This window comes from Myxococcus virescens (assembly GCF_900101905.1).
Classification (GTDB): domain Bacteria; phylum Myxococcota; class Myxococcia; order Myxococcales; family Myxococcaceae; genus Myxococcus; species Myxococcus virescens.
On record NZ_FNAJ01000008.1, the window covers coordinates 261,093 to 280,518 of the forward strand.

Annotated in this window: 14 protein-coding genes and 1 pseudogene; 9 read left to right on the forward strand and 6 right to left on the reverse strand. The window is 68.5% G+C overall.

Annotated elements, in window-relative coordinates; all coding sequences use genetic code 11:
- The first annotated feature begins 135 nt into the window (after positions 1 to 135).
- On the forward strand, positions 136 to 744 hold the full coding sequence (locus BLU09_RS23640) for a DUF417 family protein (protein WP_090491766.1): 609 nt from the start codon (positions 136 to 138) through the stop codon (positions 742 to 744).
- A 5-nt stretch (positions 745 to 749) separates the two neighbouring features.
- Here BLU09_RS23640 and BLU09_RS23645 read toward each other — a convergent pair whose 3' ends face one another.
- Entirely contained in the window at positions 750 to 1,280 is a 531-nt protein-coding gene (locus BLU09_RS23645; protein ID WP_244171972.1) for an RNA polymerase sigma factor, read from the reverse strand.
- A gap of 549 nt (positions 1,281 to 1,829) precedes the next feature.
- A complete protein-coding gene (locus BLU09_RS23650; RefSeq protein ID WP_090491768.1) occupies positions 1,830 to 3,362 on the reverse strand; it encodes a glycoside hydrolase family 43 protein in 1,533 nt (510 codons plus the stop codon).
- A gap of 1,426 nt (positions 3,363 to 4,788) precedes the next feature.
- Between BLU09_RS23650 and BLU09_RS23660 the strand changes: the two genes are divergently transcribed.
- The gene (locus BLU09_RS23660) at positions 4,789 to 11,169 is read left to right on the forward strand and encodes an Ig-like domain-containing protein (protein WP_143043185.1); all 6,381 of its coding nucleotides are present in this window, start codon (positions 4,789 to 4,791) and stop codon (positions 11,167 to 11,169) included.
- Between the two features lie 95 nt (positions 11,170 to 11,264).
- On the opposite strand, the gene BLU09_RS39065 is transcribed toward BLU09_RS23660, so the two are convergent.
- Positions 11,265 to 11,714 carry a hypothetical protein gene (locus BLU09_RS39065; RefSeq protein ID WP_208610771.1) on the reverse strand — a complete coding sequence of 150 codons (450 nt, stop codon included), beginning with the start codon at positions 11,712 to 11,714 and terminating at the stop codon, positions 11,265 to 11,267.
- A gap of 102 nt (positions 11,715 to 11,816) precedes the next feature.
- On the opposite strand from BLU09_RS39065, the gene BLU09_RS23670 reads away from it, so the two are divergent.
- The 5 genes from BLU09_RS23670 to BLU09_RS23690 all read left to right on the forward strand — a co-directional run bounded on the left by BLU09_RS23670 (position 11,817) and on the right by BLU09_RS23690 (position 15,479).
- On the forward strand, positions 11,817 to 12,788 hold the full coding sequence (locus tag BLU09_RS23670; protein WP_090491772.1) for an MYXO-CTERM-anchored inactivated metalloprotease: 972 nt from the start codon (positions 11,817 to 11,819) through the stop codon (positions 12,786 to 12,788).
- Positions 12,789 to 12,951: 163 nt separating this feature from the next.
- A complete protein-coding gene (locus tag BLU09_RS23675) occupies positions 12,952 to 13,527 on the forward strand; it encodes a putative immunity protein (protein WP_244171974.1) in 576 nt (191 codons plus the stop codon).
- Between the two features lie 281 nt (positions 13,528 to 13,808).
- A complete protein-coding gene (locus BLU09_RS39485) occupies positions 13,809 to 13,940 on the forward strand; it encodes a DUF1684 domain-containing protein (protein ID WP_244171975.1) in 132 nt (43 codons plus the stop codon).
- 34 nt (positions 13,941 to 13,974) lie between these two features.
- Positions 13,975 to 14,712, forward strand: coding sequence for an alpha/beta hydrolase (locus BLU09_RS23685; protein ID WP_090491774.1), 738 nt, complete (start codon positions 13,975 to 13,977; stop codon positions 14,710 to 14,712).
- Entirely contained in the window at positions 14,712 to 15,479 is a 768-nt protein-coding gene (locus tag BLU09_RS23690) for a glutathione S-transferase N-terminal domain-containing protein (RefSeq protein WP_090491775.1), read from the forward strand. Before BLU09_RS23685 ends, BLU09_RS23690 begins: the two co-directional genes overlap by 1 nt.
- 17 nt (positions 15,480 to 15,496) lie before the next feature.
- On the opposite strand, the gene BLU09_RS39920 is transcribed toward BLU09_RS23690, so the two are convergent.
- Entirely contained in the window at positions 15,497 to 15,889 is a 393-nt protein-coding gene (locus tag BLU09_RS39920; protein WP_306440806.1) for an arginase family protein, read from the reverse strand.
- A pseudogene (locus BLU09_RS39925) lies at positions 15,787 to 16,152 on the reverse strand (hypothetical protein); the annotation flags it as partial. The gene BLU09_RS39920 and the pseudogene BLU09_RS39925, both read right to left, overlap by 103 nt.
- A 72-nt stretch (positions 16,153 to 16,224) precedes the next feature.
- On the opposite strand from BLU09_RS39925, the gene BLU09_RS23700 reads away from it, so the two are divergent.
- A complete protein-coding gene (locus tag BLU09_RS23700) occupies positions 16,225 to 16,662 on the forward strand; it encodes a YciI family protein (RefSeq protein WP_011555222.1) in 438 nt (145 codons plus the stop codon).
- A 151-nt stretch (positions 16,663 to 16,813) separates the two neighbouring features.
- A complete protein-coding gene (locus tag BLU09_RS23705) occupies positions 16,814 to 17,617 on the forward strand; it encodes a polysaccharide deacetylase family protein (protein WP_090491776.1) in 804 nt (267 codons plus the stop codon).
- A gap of 527 nt (positions 17,618 to 18,144) precedes the next feature.
- On the opposite strand, the gene BLU09_RS39995 is transcribed toward BLU09_RS23705, so the two are convergent.
- Positions 18,145 to 18,714, reverse strand: coding sequence for a DUF3175 domain-containing protein (locus tag BLU09_RS39995; protein ID WP_306440805.1), 570 nt, complete (start codon positions 18,712 to 18,714; stop codon positions 18,145 to 18,147).
- Between the last annotated feature and the right edge of the window lie 712 nt (positions 18,715 to 19,426).

Genomic DNA, 19,426 nt, shown 5'->3' on the forward strand with positions numbered 1-19,426 from the left:
GCCACAAGGAGCCGCGCTCGCCTTTCGCATGCGCCGTGTAATGCCCGGGCGGGACGAAACCTCATGACTGCATAGCGCGAGCGTTCGAGTCCGAAACCGTGGGCTCGGGCGCTTCCCACAGCAGGAGATCCATCCTTGTCCCGTATCGAGTCGCTCCTCCGCCTCGCCGCCCGTGCCGACCGCATCGGAATGAACGTCCTTCGCGTCGGCCTGATCGTCGTCCTCGTCTGGATTGGCTCGCTCAAGGTCGCCGAATACGAAGCCGACGGCATCGTCCCCTTCGTGGCCAACAGCCCGGTCATGAGCTTCGTCTATGCGTACGACGCCCCCGAATACCGGCAGCATATGAATGCCGAAGGCGCGCTCGTTCCCGCCAACCGCGCGTGGCACGAGGCGAACGGGACCTATGGGTTCTCCTACCTGCTCGGCGGCGTGATCGTGCTCTTCGGCCTGCTCATCGCCGCCCATTGGTGGCGCCCGGAGCTCGGCGCGATCGGCAGCGCCCTCGTGATCGGCATGTCGGTAGTGACGCTCTCTTTTCTCGTCACGACACCTGAGAGCTGGGTGCCGGCGCTCGGCGACGCCCACCACGGCTTTCCGTGGCTGAGCGGCCGCGGGCGGCTGGTGGTCAAGGATGCAATCATGATTGGCGCCGCCATCGTCACCATGGCCGATTCCGCGCGGGTCTGGCTGGCGCAGCGCAAGCCGCAGCCGGCCGAGCGGCTCCACCGCGCCGCCGCCTGAGAGCGCTACTCCTCCATGCACGCGCGGAGTTCACGCTTCGCGCGGTGCAGGAGCACGGCGACGTTGCCAGGTGTGGTGCCAAGGAGATCCGCCACACGGACACCCGGCTGATCCTCGAGCAGGCGCAGCGTCACCACCTGGCGCTGCACCGCGGCGAGCTTCTCCACGCATTGGAAGGCGAGCACATGCGCCTCGGCATGCGCGATGAGCGAATCGACGCTCTCCCGATCATCAGCCAGGCTCTCGACCACTTCACTGTCGCTGAGATGCGGCCGCGCGAGTTCGTGGCGCCGCCTCTTGTTCCGCGAGTGGTTTCGCACGAGGATCGCGAGGAGGTTGCGGCTGTCGTCCTCCTCGTACGCGAGCTTCCGCGCGTGGGGCAGGCCGAGGAAGGTCGCGAAGGCGTCCTGGACGGCGTCGAGCGCATCGTCGGCGAGCAGGCCCTCGTTTCGAGCCACCGCCGCGAGCGCGCCGCGATGGTCGCGCACCAGGCTGGTGACCCAGGAAAAGAACCCCTTCTCGTCGTTGCGCTCCATCTCCAGCTCCTTCCAGCGGCAGATCCGGCAAGCAACCGTCGCCGCCTCGCGAAGCTTCCTGCCCGCCTTTCGTTACGTCGAAAGGGCGCAACGTAGCCGATGCGCCGATGCGCATTCCACCCAACTTCCTGATGGCGACGACTTCCGCGGCTGCGTCGACAAGGCCGCTAGCAACCGCAACCGCAACCGCGCCGAGAGCGAACGTGGCCAATTGTTCGGCCAACGTGACCTTCGTCGAGAGCATGGGACGGATATCAACCCTGTTGAGGGTGGCTGGCTGGAGCAGCGGAACGAGGAGGGCCGCCGAAGGGGACGGCCGAGCTGTGGGCCCTTCGGGTGGTGGAAGAGAGACTCTGGTTCACGATGACGCCGATGTCCGCCCGGATGCTCCGGCCGAAGGGAGTCGTCTTCCGGGCGCTGCGAGGCGCCTCGAGCCATGCGGAGCTGTCGATTGCCTTCGGCGGGCAAACCGCCCTCCCCCGCCGCCGCGCACCTCCGCGCCGTGGCGCATGAGGCCGCGGCGCGGAGGCAGTCGTCACAGCGAAGCCGCTACGGCATGGGCCGTGAGCTCGCCGACGGCGCGGACGGAACCGCGGGCCAGCCATTGGGCCACGTGATTGCATCCACGAGCATCACCCGCGCCGTGTGGGCGCTGTTCCACGCGTGGTAGACCATGTACATGTCACCGCGCGGCCCGGTGACGACGGAGTTGTGTCCCGGCCCCACCCAGCCACCACCCGTCTTGAGAATCGGCGAGCCCAGCTTGGTGTACGGGCCCAGCGGGCTCGTCGCCCGCGCGACGCCCACGGCGTAGGTGCTGTTGTAGTACGCGTTACCGCTATAGAAGAGGTAGTAGTAGCCGCCCCGAGCGACGACCCATGGCGCCTCGACGACGCCGCCCTCCCACGACAGGTTGTTGCTGATGAGCGTCTGGCGCGAGCCCACCAGCGACAGGCCATCCGCGGACAGCGCCTGCCCGTAGATGGGCGTCGGCCGCCCCACCGCATTGCCGTCCGCCTTCCACACCAGGTAGGGCGCCCCGGTGGTGCTCGTGAAGAAGGTGGCGTCAATCATCCCCATCGCTGTGTCATGCACGAGCGGCCGGCCAATGTCCGTGAAGGGCCCGAGCGCGCTCGCCGACGTCGCCGCGCCGATGGACAGCTTCCCGTTCGAGTGCCGCGCGGTGAAGTAAGCGACGTAGCGCGTCCCCACCTTGTGGATTTCCGGCGCCCAGAAGTCGCCCGTCGCCCAGGTGGGCTTCGACGCCGACGGGAAGATGGAGCCCGCGCTCGTCCACGTCACCAGGTCCTTCGACGTGCGCAGGGGGAACGCATTCGCCGCGCCGCCGGACGTGCACGCGGCGACGTACCGCGTCCCATCATGGATGACGCCTGGGTCCGCGCAATCCACGGGGACCACCGGGTTCCGGTACAGGCCGCCGCACCCCGTGTAGCGGAAGGACATGCCGCACGCGCCAGTTCCACTGAAGTACGGCCTCCACCCGTTGGAGAGCAGCGCGTACGAGTTGCTGCCCTCGTTCGTGCAGGCCCGGTCCCAGAACACGCGCCCGCTCACGTCGTCGTACTGAGCGGGGTGTCCCGACGGGTGCAGCCACGACGCGGCATAGGTGACGCGCGTCGAGCACGCGGTGGCCCCTGCACAGTCCGTGTCGAGCGCCATGACACACGCGTTGCTGCCGGTGAAGTACGGCCGCCAGCCGTTCGAGAGCACCGCATACGAGTTGCTGCCCTCGTTGATGCAGGTGCCATCCCACGTCACCAAACCGCTCGCGATGTCGTACTGCGCGGTGTGCCCCGAGGGGCGAATCCACCTTTCGCCGTAGGTGATGCGCGTGCTGCATGCGAGCGACGCACCGGCGGTGCCTACCGGGGCATCCTCCGCGAGCGGCGTGTCGATGTGCTCGTCGCCACAGCCGGATGCAAAGGCAGAGACGGCGCACACCACTGTGAGCGCCAGGATGCGAGGGAACTTCCTCATGGAACCACCTCCAGATGGAGGGGCACGAACTAACACGAAATATATGCAAAACAAGAAATGCAAGCCCTCTACGCCCCGGCCAATGTCCTTCAGTCGACCAGCGACAACAGCACTTGAACCTCCACCCGCATGAGCACCGGGACACGCACGGCTGGCGCGCTATCCATTCAATGGGGCCGCCGGAGCCGCCTTGGACGAGCACCCACGCTGATACGCCTCCAGCGCCCGCTTGAACCGCGCTCGCTCTTCCTCGGGCCATTCCTTGGGGAACTTCGCCACCGCTTGCTGTGGGTCCGCGACCGCTTCCCGGCAATGGCCCTGGTGGAAGGCCACCAGGGCTGAGGTCTCGAGCGCATGGGGATTCTCGGGTGCGAAGCGTCGCCCCACCTTCGCCAAGGGCTCTGCTTCCGCGTACTTCCCTTCCTGCGCTCGCAGCCACGCCAACTCCCACAGCGGACACGGCCACACTGGCGACGAGCTTCGTATCGACACGTTGAATCGGTGTGGATTCGAGCAGGCAGCCACGCCGGTGCTTGCGTCAACGTGGATGGCGTTGACGAGAACCCCTTCTCGGCCTCCCACGCTTGAGGACAACGACTTCGCACCCCTGATGAACGACGCCCCGAAGGAAGAGACGCGCATCCGGGAAGTGGCCGCTTTATTGGGCTGGGCGGATCCCCGCGTCCGCGCGAAAGTCGACACGGCTTCCAACCCGGGCCCCCATCCCGCTACTGCGAGGTCAGGCAGCCCTGCTCGCCGCCTGGGGCGACTGCTCGAAGGAGGCCCACTGTGCCCGGCGCGAGGTCGGATTGTCGACTCGCAGCACGCCCTCCTATCCCCTGCGACGGTGAGTGCGCAATGAGAGTGCGGCTCCGCTCGAAGAGCGGATGACGCGCTGGTACTCCTGGACTGCCTAACGGTCGATGGTCATCCCTACCGAGGCAGAGGGATTGAGATGCTCACCAGGCAGTATCGTCGTCCAGACAGCGGGGCGGACTGGAAGCTTCCGCCGGGAGAGGAAGGAGAGCTGATTTCAGACATCGACACACTGGGGGGCTTGGGTCCTCATCCATTGCTGGTACGGCTGAAATTGCGCTCCCAAGGCTTCACCGACGACTACGCCTTCTTCGTCGCGGGCAAGCCCCCAGCCAGTCGCCCGCCGTCCGCAAGCATTTGCAGGTGAATTGATGTCAGGTGGAGCGTCATCGAGCAGATGCCGGCCACCATCGAGCTGGAGCCGCGCGCCCGAGCCTGACGCAGGCGGGGACGGACGTCTAGGATTGGGGTGGACCTGACCCGCCCTGGACGTATGCCTTTCCGAGCATCCAGGGAAGACGAGTTTTTGGACAGTCTTGCCAGGGAAGGCCCCCTTCCCCTGGACCCTACAGTCATGCGATGTGCAGCGAGTCCTCACGGCCCTTGGGACACAACTGTCGTCTGTCTGGACGGCGCGGCTCCGTTGCTTCCGGAAACCCGCGGTCCACCCTGCCTTCGCTCCCCGAGAAGCCTCATGCGCGCTCCCGCCCCGTCTCCGCTCCCAGCGTCCTTCCGTATCGGCTGCCTGCTAGCGCTGTCCCTTGCACTGGCCTGCACCCGCGACGCGCCGACTTCCGCCGCGACGGCGACCCCGTCGGACGCCGCCCCGGAGGCCCGCGCCCCACAGTCGGAGAGTGCTCCTTTCGACGTGGGCGCCATCATCCGGCAGGTGCACTTCGCCTGGCGCCCGGAGAACGGTACGTGGAGCGGCGGCCACTCCACGTACACGGTCCGTTCTGGCGCGGAGGGCCTCACCCTCACGCCCTATCACCACATCCGGAAGCAGGACGTGCCCCCCGGGCCCGGCGAGGTGACGAATGCAAGCGCTCCCGTCGCACCGCTCGCAGGCGCGCCCCTCACCCTGGGCACGCCCGGCCTGAAGCGTGGAGCGCGGCCCCTCGGCGACGCCCCCGCCCAGGGACGCGTCGAGCAGGACGGCCACCTCGTCCTCACGCGCGGCGACGTCACCGAACACCTGCGCAACGCCGAGGACGGAGTGGAGCAATCCTGGGCTTTCGAGCACGCACCCGCGGGCTCCGGCGACCTCATCGTGGAGGTTCCAGTGAAGGGCCTCACGTTCCAGGGCGCCACCGACACGGGCCTTCACTTCGCCGACGCCCGCACGGGCCTGGGCTTCCGCTACGGGCACGGCACCTGGGTGGATGGGCGCGGCCATCGCATCCCGGTGGAGGCTCGCTTCTCCGAGGGCCACATCCAACTTCGCGTCCCGGCCGGAGTGCTGGACGCATCCGCCTACCCGGCGGTGCTCAACCCGCGCATCTCCCCCGAATTTGGCATGGACACGCCCGTCATCGGCCCGCAGGTCAGAGACCAACGGACCCCGGCGGTGTCGGCCCATGGCTCGTCCTGGCTCGTCGTCTGGCATGACTACGCACCGACGACCATGCAGGTCACCGGCACGCGCGTCTCCAGTTCGGGTCAGGTACTGGACGTCAATGGCTTCACCCTCCCCCGTGCAGCGAGTTCCTCCGCCGGCATGTCCATCACCGCGGGGGCGAACGAGTGGTTCGTCGTCTGGGAGTACGCTTCGGGCATCCATGGCACGAGGGTGAGCCTCGGAGGACAGGTGCTGGACCCCTCCGGCATCCTCATCGCCGCGACGACCACCGCCCCGGCCGAGCCGGTCGTCGCCTCGTCGGGCTCGGAGTACTTCGTGGTCTGGCGCGAGAGCCACAACTGGGTTTCGGCCATCTACGGCACCCGGCTGTCCACCACGGGGCAGCCGGTGGCAAACCCGGTGCGCATCAGCTCCTCGACGGGCTGGGCCACCACCCCGGACGTCGCCTTCAACGGCGTGGACTATCTCGTCGTCTGGCAGGAAACCACCAGCACGCAGGCCTTGAACATCCGCGGCGCGCGCGTCTCCTCGGCGGGCACGCTGCGGGACACGACACCCTTGACTATCTCGGCGATGGACGGAGACCAGCGGCACCCCGCCGTCGCCGCCAACAGCGGCGCGTGGCTCGTCGTCTGGGAGGACCGGCGCGCCGCCTCCTTTGAAGGGGACATCTACGGCACCGTCGTGTCGGGCACGGGCTCGGTGCTCTCCCCCAATGGACAGGTCCTCGCGCCGCTCAGCGGGAGCCAGAGCTACCCGGACGTCGCCGCCCGGGGGTACGGATGGTTTGTCGTCTGGGAGGATGCCCGGTCCAGCTACCCGGACATCTACGGCACGGGGGTGGGCTGGGACGGAACGCCGTCCTACCGGGGCCCCGTCGCGGTGTCTACGGAGGCTCGGGCCGAGTACCTGCCGTCTGTGGCGTCCAGCGGCGGGGACCTGCTCGTCGTATGGTACGAGGCCCACACCGGCGGCTACGACGTCCATGGCGCGCGCGTGACGACACAGGACATGGTCAGGGACACCACCAGCCTCCTCCTGAGCACCTCACCCAATGACCAGTACGCCCCCGCGGTGGCTCGCACCGGCACCGACTACCTCGTCGTCTGGCGGGATAACCGCGCGGGCGAGTCGGACATCTACGGCGTCCGGGTGACGAGCCAGGGCGTGGTCCTGGATCCGTCGGGCCTGCCCCTGTGCACGGTAAGGGGCGAGCAGGACAACCCGACGGTCGCCTCCAACGGCACGGACTGGATGGTGGCCTGGGACGACAACCGCAGCGACGACGACGACGAAATCATCCATGGCGTGCGCGTGTCCCGGGCGGGCGAAATCCGCACGGGCTGGAGCATCAGTATGCTTCCCTATGCCATACGCAAGCCGGCGTTGGCCTCCGACGGCACGGACTGGTACGTCGTCTGGGAGGACGAACGGAACGCGCTCAATGGCGCAGCCTCGTGGGACATCTTCGGCGCGAGGGTGACCGCGGCGGGCACCATCACACCGACCTACGGAACGAACCTCACCCCGAGCGTCTCAGGAGGGCAGACGGACCCCGCCATCGCCTTCAACGGCACGGATTATCTAGTTGCCTGGACGGACTACCGGAATAGCTCCACCACCCGCTACGACATCTATGCCGCGCGCGTGTCCCGCACAGGCACGGTGAGCGCGGTGGGGGGCTTCGTGCTCAGCAATGCCTCGGGCAGCCAGGCGGCACCGGCGGTGGCCTCCGCGGGGAGGGACTGGCTCGTCGTCTGGCACGACGAGCGGAGCGCCGGGCAGGACATCTACGGCACGCGCGTCTCCGCCGCGGGCGCAGTGATGGAGCCGTCTGGGTTGGCCATTGCCACGACGTCCACCGCCCAGCGCAATCCCACCGTGGCCTCGGACGGAGCAAACTACTTCGTCGCCTGGGAGGAGCAGACCACCAGCAGCAACCAGGACATCCACGGCGCGCGGGTGTCCGGCGCCACAGGGGCGCTCCTTGATGCCCCCTTCCCCATCGCCGCGTCGCCGCAAAACGAGGTGCTGCCCGCCGCAGCCTCGCATGCGCCGTCCCAATTCCTGCTGATGTACCAGCGCACCGACCCGGCAGCCACCTCGCTAGCCGAGCGCATCCGGGCGCGGACCGTCACCTTCAACCGTGCGCCGGTGGCCGAGGCGCTGACGCTGACCACCACCGAGGACGTGCCCATCCCCGTCCCCCTGGCGGCGACGGATGCGGACGGTGATGCCGTCACCTTCACCACCGTCACGCCTCCGTCACAGGGCCTGCTCTCCGGAACAATGCCCATTCTCACGTACACGCCCTTCCCCAATTTCAACGGCGCCGACAGCTTCACCTACCGCGCGACGGATACCTCGGGAGAGAGCTCCGCGGTCGTCACCGTGTCGCTGACGATAACGCCGGTGAACGACCCGCCCATCGGCGTGCCGGTCACCCTCCAGCTAGACGAGGACACGCCGGTGGACCTACAGCCGCTTGTGGGGGTCGATCCGGATGGCGAGGCCATCACCATCAGCGTGCAGACCCTGCCCGAGCACGGCACGCTGACGGGGACGCCCCCGAACCTCCGGTACACGCCCGCGCCGAACTACCACGGCACGGACAGCTTCACGTTCATCGTGACGGATGCCTCGGGGCTCGCGTCCGACCCCATCCTGGTGTCCATCACCGTGCGGCCCTGGAATGACGTTCCCCTAGCGCTCGCGCAGAGCGCCTCGCTGGACCAGGACACGAGCGTGGACCTCATGCTGGAAGGCTTGGACGTGGACGGGGACCCGCTCACCTTCCACATCGACAGGGCTCCCGCACACGGCACCCTGAGCGGCACGGCGCCCAACGTGCGGTACACGCCGGCCCCGGGTTACCGTGGCCCGGACACCTTCACCTTCCGGGTGCGGGATGGGGAGTGGAGTTCGGAGAGCGCCACGGTGAGTCTCTCCGTAAGGGCCGTCAACGTGGCCCCCGTGGCCCATGCGCAGTCGGCCACGCTGCGCGAAGACTCGGTCCTGCCGCTCACGCTCTCCGGGAGCGACGCGGATGGCGACGCGCTGACGTACGCCATCGTCACCGGGCCCGCCCATGGCGCCCTGAGCGGCACGCATCCGGAGGTCACGTACACGCCCGCAGCGAACTTCCACGGGAGTGACAGCTTCAGCTTCATCGTGAGGGATGCGTCGGGCGTGGCCTCCTCGCCCGCCACCGTGGACCTCACCGTGACGGCCGACAACGACGCGCCCGTCGCGCAGGCGCAGGCGGCGGAGACGGAGGAGGACGTGGCGATCCTCCTCACCCTCGCGGGCTCCGACGTAGACGGGGATGCGCTCACCTTCACGGTGTCGACGCTGCCGGAGCACGGCACGCTCAGCGGCACGCCGCCGGACGTGACGTACACGCCTCACGAGGACTTCCACGGGGAGGACGGCTTCACGTTCCAGGTGACGGACGCCGCGGGCACCAGCTCCGTGTCCGCGCGGGTATCGGTGACGGTGACGCCGGTGAACGACACTCCAGTGGCTCAGGCGAAGATCGTCCAAGTGGATGAGGACGGGTGGACGGACTTCGTGCTTGAGGGGCAGGACGCAGAACGCGAAGCGGTCGGCTATACCGTGCGGACGCAGCCGCTCCACGGTGTGCTAACGGGAACACCTCCAGCTCTACGGTACACGCCCGCAGCCGACTTCCACGGAGAGGACGGCTTCACGTTCACCGTCTCGGATGAATCGGGCGCCGAGTCCGCTCCGGCCACGGTGACCCTCACCGTCTCACCCGTGAATGACGCGCCGGTGGCTCTCGTGCAGAGCGCATCGGTGGACGAGGACACGGGGCTGGACCTGGTGCTGCGTGGCTCGGATGTGGACGGGGACACGCTCACCTTCACCATCACCATTCCGCCCGCGCACGGCACGCTGAGCGGCACCCCTCCCGAGGTGACGTACACGCCCGCAGCCGACTTCCACGGAGAGGACGGCTTCACCTTCGTCATTCGCGACAGTGAGGGAGCCACCTCGCAACCGGCCACGGTGTCGCTGAGGGTGCGGCCGACGAGCGACGTCCCCGTGGCAGCGGCCCAGTCGTGCGAGACGAACGAGGACACCTCCGTATCCCTCTCGCTGACCGGCACGGACGCGGATGGACAGACACTCACCTTCACGGTGGCCAGCCAGCCCAAGCACGGCACCCTGACCGGCACGCCGCCGGAGGTGACGTACCTCCCGACCGCGGACTTCCATGGCGCCGATGGTTTCACATTCACCGTGTCCGATGGAGAGTCCACTTCCACGGCCACCGTGTCCCTCACCGTACGCCCGGTGAATGACGCCCCCATTGCACTCGACCAGATGCTGCAGGTAGAGCCCAACCTCACCGCGCTGACGCTCGCGGGCACCGACGTGGACGGCGACACGCTCACCTTCGCCATCCACACACCGCCCGAGCACGGCACGCTCGGCGGCACCCTGCCCGAGCTGACCTTCACCCCGGCAGAGGGCTTCCGCGGCACCACGGCCTTCACCTTCACAACCTCGGACGGCCTCGCCACCTCGGCACCGGCCACGGTGACGCTGCGCGTGGGAAACAGCGCGCCCGTGGTGGCCGTCGCTCTCCAGACGCAGCGCCCCTTCGAAGGCGAGGCGCTCCACTTCCAGACCTCCGCCGCGGACGCCAATGGCGACGCCCTCACCTTCACGTGGGACTTCGGCGACGGCGCCACCTCCGAGGAAGCCAGCCCCATCCACGCCTACACCAACGAAGGCACCTACGAAGCGGTGCTCACCGTGACGGACGGCATCGACACCGTGCAGCAGTCCTGGGTGATGGAAGTGCGGAACGCTGCTCCGGTGCTGGTGCCGGTGGCGGCCCCTGCCCACGCAGATGAGGGCGAGGCGCTCACCTTCCACGTCCAGGCGAGCGATAGCGGCGAGCAGGACACCCTCACCTTCACCTGGGACTTCGGCGACGGAAGCGCGCCGGCCTCCGGGCCGGAGGCCACTCACACGTACGCCGACAACGGCCTCTACACCGTGAAGGTCACCGTGACAGACGACGCGGGCGCCTTCTCGCAGGAGGTGCGCGAAGTGCAGGTGGCCAACCGGCCCCCGATCCCCGAGCCAGTGCCCGCCCAGACGCTCCGCGGTGGCGACGTAGTGTCGCTCCAGTTGAAGGCCACGGACGCGGCGGGCGAACGGGACCCTCTGACCTGGAACCTCGTCGAGGGCCCAGGCACCGTGACGCCCGAGGGCCTCTACACGTGGACGACCGAGGCCCGCACTTGGGGCCACTTTCCCGTGCACATCCGCGTGACGGATGACGACGAGGGCAGTACGGATCTCGTTCTCGACCTCACCATCCACAAGCAACTCCCGCTCATCCTGCCGCCGGACAGCGGCTGCGGCTGCGCCTCCAGCCAGGGCGGCGCAGCCTCCTCGGCGGCCCTGCTGTTCGTGATGGCCCTGTGCGCCTCCCGCCGCAAGCGAGGAGCCTATCGGTAGGCAGGTCTTCTTTGGGTACCTCACGCTCGTAGTGCCCTGGGTCCAACTCCGCGCCGTCGAGCGCGTCTACGCGTACAAGACGTGCGAGTCCCCGCCTATGCCCATCTGCCGCAGGTGACGCTGGAGAGCCCCAAGCCGAAGGGCGAGCGCACCACCTCGTGGTTCACGCGCTGGTGAACGTGGGGTTCCAGAAGTGCCAGGCCCGCCACTGCATCGCGCAGGTGAAGTAGCGGGCCTGGGACGACGGGCCCTGCGTCACGGGCCCCGAGCCCGCACCACGGCGTGGTGAAGAGCGAGCTGAACGCATCCGCGCGGGCCCTGGGCAGTGCCTCCCGAGAGTGGAACGGGTCGGGGATGGCGTAGAAGGCGGAGATCGACGGCGTCGCGAGCGGGTGCGCGTCCACGGCCCTGCCCGTATAGGCCGGCAGGCGCCACTCGAGCGGGAACTCCGTCCGGCGCGTCGGCGGCATCACGCCATCTAGCGGCAGGGACGCGACACCATCCGCGGTGAAGTCGAAGGCCCCCACCTCCACCGCGCGGCCCACGGCGGCTAACCTGGAAGCCGCATTCAGCATCCACCGGAACATCTGTGCGACCGGGGCCGGAACGCGCCGCACGTCAACCGCACCGTCTATGATTATCCGGACATGCCTCCTTCCAGAGCCTTTCTTCTCATTCCTTCCGTCATCCTCTTCGGTGTGACCAGCGCGCGGGCACAGCCATACGAACGTACACGCTACGAAGGGCTGGAGTTGTGCCGCGGCGACAGGACCGTGACCTATGCGATGACCACCTCGGGTGGCCACCCGACCGCTGAAGAAAGGGCCGCGGTTACCGCCGCGTTCAACACCTGGAACCAGGCCGTGGCCAGTTGCTCGGACCTGGTGTTCACACCCGGCGACGATGTACCCCATCCCGCACCGCGACCGCTCGACGGGAAGATGCTGGTGACCTTCCGCCAGGTGAACTGCCCGGACATCGTCCCCGATGACGATGCCTGCTGGCAGAATGAATCCTGTCCCGACAAGTATGACTGTTGGCCCTTCGCGCCAAGGGACGTCGTCGAGGAGACGAGCTATTTCCGGATGTCCACCGGTGAGATTCTCGGCACCGAGCTCAGCCTCAACAACAGCAATGGCATGCTCACGACGCTGGACGGTCCCCCTTGCGACGAGGGAGTCATCGAGCCCGGCTGCGTCATCGGAGATGTCCAGAGCCTGGTGACACGCTCCATCGGCGAGGGGCTGGGGTTCGCCCTGCTGACACGCACTGATTCCACGATGTCTCGCGTCCTGCCATGGGGCGATACGCAGAAGCGCATCATCGACCCTGGCACGCTCCAAGGCATCTGCGAGACCTACCCTCGAGGACTGCCAACCCCCGGGTGCGTCATCTCAACGGATGGCGGCGTCCCGGATGGAGGGGACGGCGTCCCGTCCGGCGATGGTGGCGTGCCGGAGGCTGACGGGGGTGTCCCGGACGCTGGTGCCAGCCCCCCTGACGGCGATGGCGGCGCTCCGTCCAAATCTGGCTGCACCACCACCTCCTCGGTGCCACTCCTCGGAGCGCTCATACTCCTGCTGGGAGCTCGACGCACTGGGCAACGCTCACGGGGCTGAACACGGACACGGGCTCGGGGTTGTCGCTCCAGATGACGGATGGGTTCGGGCAGGGCTGGACGGTGGCCTACAACGCGTCCTGTCCTTCCTCGGCGCCTCCTGAAGCGCCATCCTCGCCTCCTCGCCCGCCTGGGGGAGCACGGCGCGACAGGAGGTCCCTGTCGTGCCGCCCATCGCCGACCCCATCGCGTCGACCAGGAGGCTGGGCGAGAATCTGGCCATGCCGATCCTGCCGAAAGAGCGAGACCCCAGGTTGATCACGATTCGTCGTGGCGGGAGCCTGACCGACGAGGACCACCACCTGCTCGCGGAGTGGGCTGCCCTCTGCGCGGAGCACGTCCTGCCCTTCTTCGAAAGCGCGTGCCCTGAGGACGCGCGCCCACGTGACGCCATCGCCGTGGGACGGGCGTGGATCAGGGGCGAAGTGCGGATGCGTGACGCCCACCAAACCGCGTTCGTGGCCAACGCCGCGGCTCGTGGGTTGCCTGACCCGGCCAGGTTCGCGGCTCTCGCGGCAGGCCAGGCGGTGGCCGTCGCCCACGTCGCAGCGCACTACTTGGGCGCGGCGGCGTACGCCATCCGGGCCGCCGCCGCGTCGGTCGCCGTGGGTAACGCAGAAGGCGCCCGTCTGCAGGAGCTCGGATGGCAGCGGGAACGGCTCCCCGCCACCCTCCGTGAGCTGGTCCTCGAAGACCAGCGGACGCGGAACGACATCTGCTGGGGCGTCTTCACCGGGTGACGCAGGCCCGAGGCTTCACGCATTCGCGGTGCCGGGCTGGATTGTGGTCGCCGGGAAGCCCGAGGGGCCGGACGGCTCGGTGAGAACGTGCGCCCCCACCAGACGCTGGCCGTGCGCCTGGACGAGGTGTTCCACCTCCAGGGCAAGTTGGTGGCGCGCGAGCGGCTGACGGTGCGGCGGGCTCGAACACCGGCTCGCGGCGATGCAGGCGGCGACGAGGCCCACCGCAACGAGACCAACGGCGCGGTGCGCGAGGCCGAGACGCCCGTGGGGGCCAGGTCGTGCGGGACTACAACCGGGCATACAACCCCACTTGCACCTTCTCCGCCTACAGCCTGTGCCCGCTGCCGCCACGCCAGAACCGGCTTCCCTTGCGCGTGCAGGCAAGCGAGAAACGCCCGCAGAGTCAGTGAGCGCCGCGTCTCCCCTTCCGCTGTCGGAGGTCTGATGATGAAGCCCCTGCACCTCGCCGTGCTCCGGATGTTGCCTGCGCTCTGTCTCGCGTGTGCCCACCCGCCCCAGGTGCCCCGCGAGGCACCGGTTGCTGCCCCCGCGCTCACCTACGAGACCTACACCGTCGGAGCAGGCGAGCCCGAGGCGATGCTCGTCGCGCTGCACTACTCCGGGTCCACACCCGGGTTCTGGAGACCGCTGCTCGAGGACTGGCGCACCCCGACCCGCATCGTGCTGCCGCGCGGCCCACACCCGCGCAGGGAGGGCTTCACCTGGTTCGCCGCCGGCCACGAGCAGAAGGCGACCGAGGAGAAGACCGCCGATGTAGAGCAGATGGCCGCGCGGCTCGCAGAGCTCATCCGCGAGCTGCGCGCCGCCCACCCCCGCATCCGCCGCGTTGCCGTGACAGGCTTCTCCTACGGCGGAGACCTCGCCTGGGCGCTCGCGCTGCGCCACCCGGAGCAGGTGGATGTCGCGGTGCCCATGGGCTCACGCTTGCTCGGGGACCCCACGCCCGATGCACCGGCCACGAGGCGCGTGTGGGTGCTGCAGGGCGAAGTCGACCCCATTACCACTGCCCCGCAGACCGCGGCGCGCGTGGACGCACTGAAGGCAGCCGGTGTCGCCATCGATGTGAAGGTCTACCCCGACCTCGGCCACGACTTCTCACCGCAGCTCATTGAAGACTGGCGCACCTTCCTGCAGCAGCAGCTGCGCACGGAGGCGCAGTGATGACGTGGACCCTGATTGGCGAGGCTGCGTCTCCCTGGTCCGAAAAGGCCCGCTGGGCGCTGGACCACCACCGCCTCGCGTATGCGTACCGCGAGCACTACCCGCTCATCGGTGAACTCTCGCTGCGGCTGCGGGCGCGGCGACTGAAGGGGCGCGTGAGCACGCCCATGCTGCTCACGCCCGAGGGTCCGCTCATCGACTCCTTCCACATCGCTCGCTACGCGGACGCGCACGGCAGCGCGCCCACGCTCTTTCCGGCCGAGCACGCCGAGGAGATCGCCGCCTGGAACGCCCGCAGCGAGGCCGCGCTCGGCGCGGCGCGGGTGCGCTACCTCGACCGGCTCGCGAACGACCGCGCCGCGAAGCTGGAGCAGCAACCACCCGCCTTCCCTGGCTTCGTGCGCCAGCTCTCGGTGCCCGCGGTGGACTTCGCCATGGCGTTCCTGCGCAGGAAGTACGGGATGCCGGACAGCACGGCGGCGGAGGCCACGCTGGTATTCGAGCTGGAGGCGCTACAGCGTGCGCTCGCGGGCGGCAAGCGCCACCTCGTCGCGAACCGCCTCACCTACGCGGACCTCGCGATGGCGGTGACGCTGCAGTTCGTGTCACCCGTGGACGGCGAGCACCTCGCGGTAGGCCCCGCCACGCGCGCGGCGGGCTTCCACCCGCAGCTTTGCACGCGCTATCCGGACATCGTCGCCTGGCGCGACGCGCTCTACGCGCGGCACCGGCGCAGCGAGCAGCCCGCCGAGCCAATCCGGGAGTAGCGTGCCTGCGCCCACCTTCAGCGTCCGGCGTCGAAGCCCCCGAGCACGCCGGCCACGTTGAGGCCGAGGTCCTCCACCGCGTAGCCGCCCTCCTGTACGAACACCGTCGGCAGCCGCAGCAGCGCGAGGCGCCGGCCCATGAGAGGGAAGTGCTCGCGCTCGAGCGCGAAGGTGCTGATGGGGTCTCCCACGTGGGTGTCCACGCCCAGCGACACCACCAGCGCATCCGGGCCGAAGCGGGCACGGCGTCCAGCGCGGAGTCGAGCGCGGCGCTGTACTGCGCCCAGGTGGTTCCGCGCGGCAGCGGAAAGTTGTGGGTGAAGCCCTCGCCGGCGTAGCCGAGGAGGTAGGGGTACTCCGTCTCCGGCGTGCCGTGCAGCGAGACGACGAGCACGTCGGCGCGCTCCCAGAAGATGTCCTGGGTGCCGTTGCCGTGGTGGTGGTCCACGTCCAACACCGCCACGCTCGCGCAGGTGCTGCGCCGCCAGCGCCGCGTTGTTAACGATGGCGTGGCGTGCTCAGCCGGGTACTCGCCCGCCGGGAGGTCCAGCTTCATCACGAAGCCGAGCACGTCCGCATGGAACGCGAGGGCCTTGGCCTGCTCGTCCACGAGCACGCTGCCCAGCGTCACCTTCATCGCCACCTCGGGGTGGTGGGATTGCCCTTCTCTCATCGACCGGAAAGTGGCGTCGCGTCAGCCGCTGCCTCTAGGGTTCCCCGCCCCTGCTTCCCGAGGACCCTCGCCATGACGCTCACGACCGCCCTGCTCCTGCTCACCCTCGGCGCCGCGCCGGCCCAGCCCGCCGCGAAGAAGTTCGAGTTCGACAGGCACTACCTCGTCCTACTCGAGCGCGTGCCTGGCGCCAAGAAGCTGCCAGAGGCCGAGCTGGCGCAGCTGCAGAAAGAGCACCTCGCGCACCTCACGCGCATGGGGGAGAGCGGCAAGATGGTGCTCGCGGGCCCCTTCGATGAGCAGGACGACGTGGGCATGCGCGGCGCGTGTATCTACCGTACCGCCACCAAGGCGGAGGCGAAGCAGCTCGCCGAGCAAGACCCGATGGTAAAGGCGGGCCGGCTGAAGGTGCAGGTCATGGCCTGGTACACGGAGAAGGGCTACCTCGCGTTCCCCAAGGCCCCACCCGTCGAGGATGCCAAGGACGTCGCGAAGGACGCGGGCAAGTAGCGCCCACACAGGCGGGCCACCTCAGTCCCGCCCCCGCTCCACTCGCGGTGTCCTCTCCTTCCTCGGCCTCTGCCCTGCCCCGGGGTGCCATGCTCGACTCCTCCGCTCCCGCTTCGGGAAGCGCCTGACCCAAGAGCGGAATCCGGGCAGAATGGCGCGTATGCACATGAGCGCCCTGTTGATGGTGGCACTGCTCGCGGCTCCTACCCAGCCGCTCAAGTGGAAGGTGACAGGAGCGGACGTCACGTTCGAGATGTCCGCGAAGGACCTACGCGCCCTGCGCGATGGCAAGGAGGTGTTCGGCCTCCAGTCACGTCAGCCAGACTTCCTCTCCAACTTCAAGGCCGAGGAGGGCACCGATACGTTCGGCTGGGAGGGCTCCCAGTCCATGAAGGTGCTGTCCGTGGTGGGCCACTGGGTGAGCTACGAGAATTCGGACTCGGGCTTCACCGGGGGCGCGCACCCGTACGCGAGCACGTCCTACGTCACCGAGGACGTGACGAAGCCCAAGGGCGCCTTCTCGCTGCTGAGCGTGTTTCCCGAGAAGGACGTGGTCGCGGCGCTCAAGGCGGACCGCTTCATCCGCAAGCACATCCATGATGAGGCGGCGTTCAAGAACGCCAGGACGGTGGAGGCGCTGATGCAGAGCCTGGAGCCCGGCGAGGACTGCGTGGGTTTCGACTCCGGTGGGCTCGAGTCCGTGAAGCGCTCGGTCGCGTTCCACCACATCGAGGGCAACAAGGTCGCCGTGCGCATCTCGTTCGGCTACGCCGCCGAGGCGTGCCGGGGGCGGAGCTTCGTGGTGGGCGTGCTGTTGACCATCCCCGCGGAACTACGGCCAGCGTTCAAGCGCGCGGCCCAGCGGGAAGAGGGCTTCCTGATGAAGGATGCGAAGGCGGTGAAGGCTCCTTCCGTGCACTTCACGTGGGAGTCGCCCGAACCGAAGCAGGAGTGAGTGCGTAGGGAGAGTCCCCTGGCACCAGCCCTCGGCGAGGCAGCCCACGTCCCTGGCGAAATCCCGCTCTACGTACCGGCGCAGGTCGCGTCCCAACTCGCCTGCCTCCGCCAGCGACGGGGCGAGGTTGTCCCTCACCGCAACATGTCTCTGGGAAGCCCCCCATCATTTCCGCGGGTTGCGAAGCGCGGCCAGGGGCTGAGCGCCCCTGCCAACCGGCCCCCTGGTTCATCGCTGACCGGAGCAGCGCGGCAAGGTCCACGTTCGGGCAGTGCATCGAGCCATCCGGGCGAGGGAACCCCACCCCCGAGGGGCTCTCCCGCATCGCCCGGACGAGGTAGGGCCGCAGTTCGTAGCGCCCGCCTCCCAACTCCTCGTAACGAGGATTCCCCCTTCTGGAGAGCCACGAGTTCGCCCCGCCGCATTCCGGTATCGACGGCCGTGGCGGACAGGCACCGCCACTCGGGAGGCACCTGGACAAGCACCGTCGCCACCTCCTCGGCCTTGAGATAGGACGTGGCATCACATCAGGCGGGTGGTGTGCCCTTCGTCGGCCGGCCGTAGAGTCTCCGGAGTTCATCCTTGGCTTGTTCGAGGGCCTGCCGCCTTTCCGGCGTCAGGCCGCGGCCCGCTCGGTTTTCGAAGAACGTGAGCATCGACATGGCGGACTGGAAGGGTGAAGCCTTCCGTCGGCTGCTTTGTTCCGCCGAGCGTTTCAGTGAGCGGGCCATGTCTTTCGGGTCCCGCGTGAAGACTCCCTCTTCAAGGTCGAGTGCGTTGCTTCGCTCCGTCACGTCGCGTGACCAACGGCGTTCCTGCTGGCCTTCACCCGGCTCGCGCTGGTGACGTGCTGGCCTCGGGGCCCGCTGAGACGGCGGAGTGGACATCCCGGGCGTTGTTTCCGGTGACTTCGAACCGCGGCCCGCGACATCTGCCTGGGTCAAGCGTGCCCGCCGGGATGTTCCCTTGCTTGTGCTCACGTCCAAGGACTCCGTAATGCAGTGTCGCCGCGGAGCACACGGGCCGCGCGGCCCGTGGCCTCCAAGCAGACGATACGAGGTGGGTTGGCTGGTATCGCCGGGCCCTGGACGTTGCATCCCTCGGCCCGGCGCCTGCCGGCCATACCCCGTCTGTCGTGATGCTGTTCATGGCGTGAGGCATCGACAGGCTCGAAGTTCCGCGCGGCGCTGGAGCGGCCGACTCGCGAGGGCCTTCGGAAGCGGCTGCCTGGCTCGTCGGCCCGCTGGCTCAATGCGGTTCACGCCTCGCGAGGAGCCCACGCCAGCATCGGCCGCAAGCAGTTGGGGCGTGTGTGCCCGGCGGCCCGCCATGCAGTTTGCCGGGCCGGTCATCCTCGAGCTTCAAGCGCTATTCGAAGGCACTTCACGTACACCAGCAACCGCCGCCCACACAAGGCGAGGTGGCGCGACAAGACCCGGGGAGACTCAGAGGCACGTGTTCGTGTCGACCGACGTCCCGCGCTCCGCGCTGACGGTTCACTGTGCGGACACGCGAGGGGGTTCCGATCGTCGGAGAGGGCGCGGCGCGGCTTCTGCTCGACGTGCGGGGCCCCCCTCTTCTGGGACCCGCTCGACACGCGCATGCACGACTGGCTCGGCATCGCGATGGCGCCTTCGAGGGACACACGAACACGACGGTGAAAATGCACTTCTTCGTCGAAGAGAAGGGCGACTCCTACGAAATCACCGATGGCTTGCCGCAGCATGAGCGGTGATTGTTTTTGTCACTTCTCTGCCGAGCGCATATCGCGAATCGATCGCTTCACCGCCGACCGGACGCGTCGCGCTC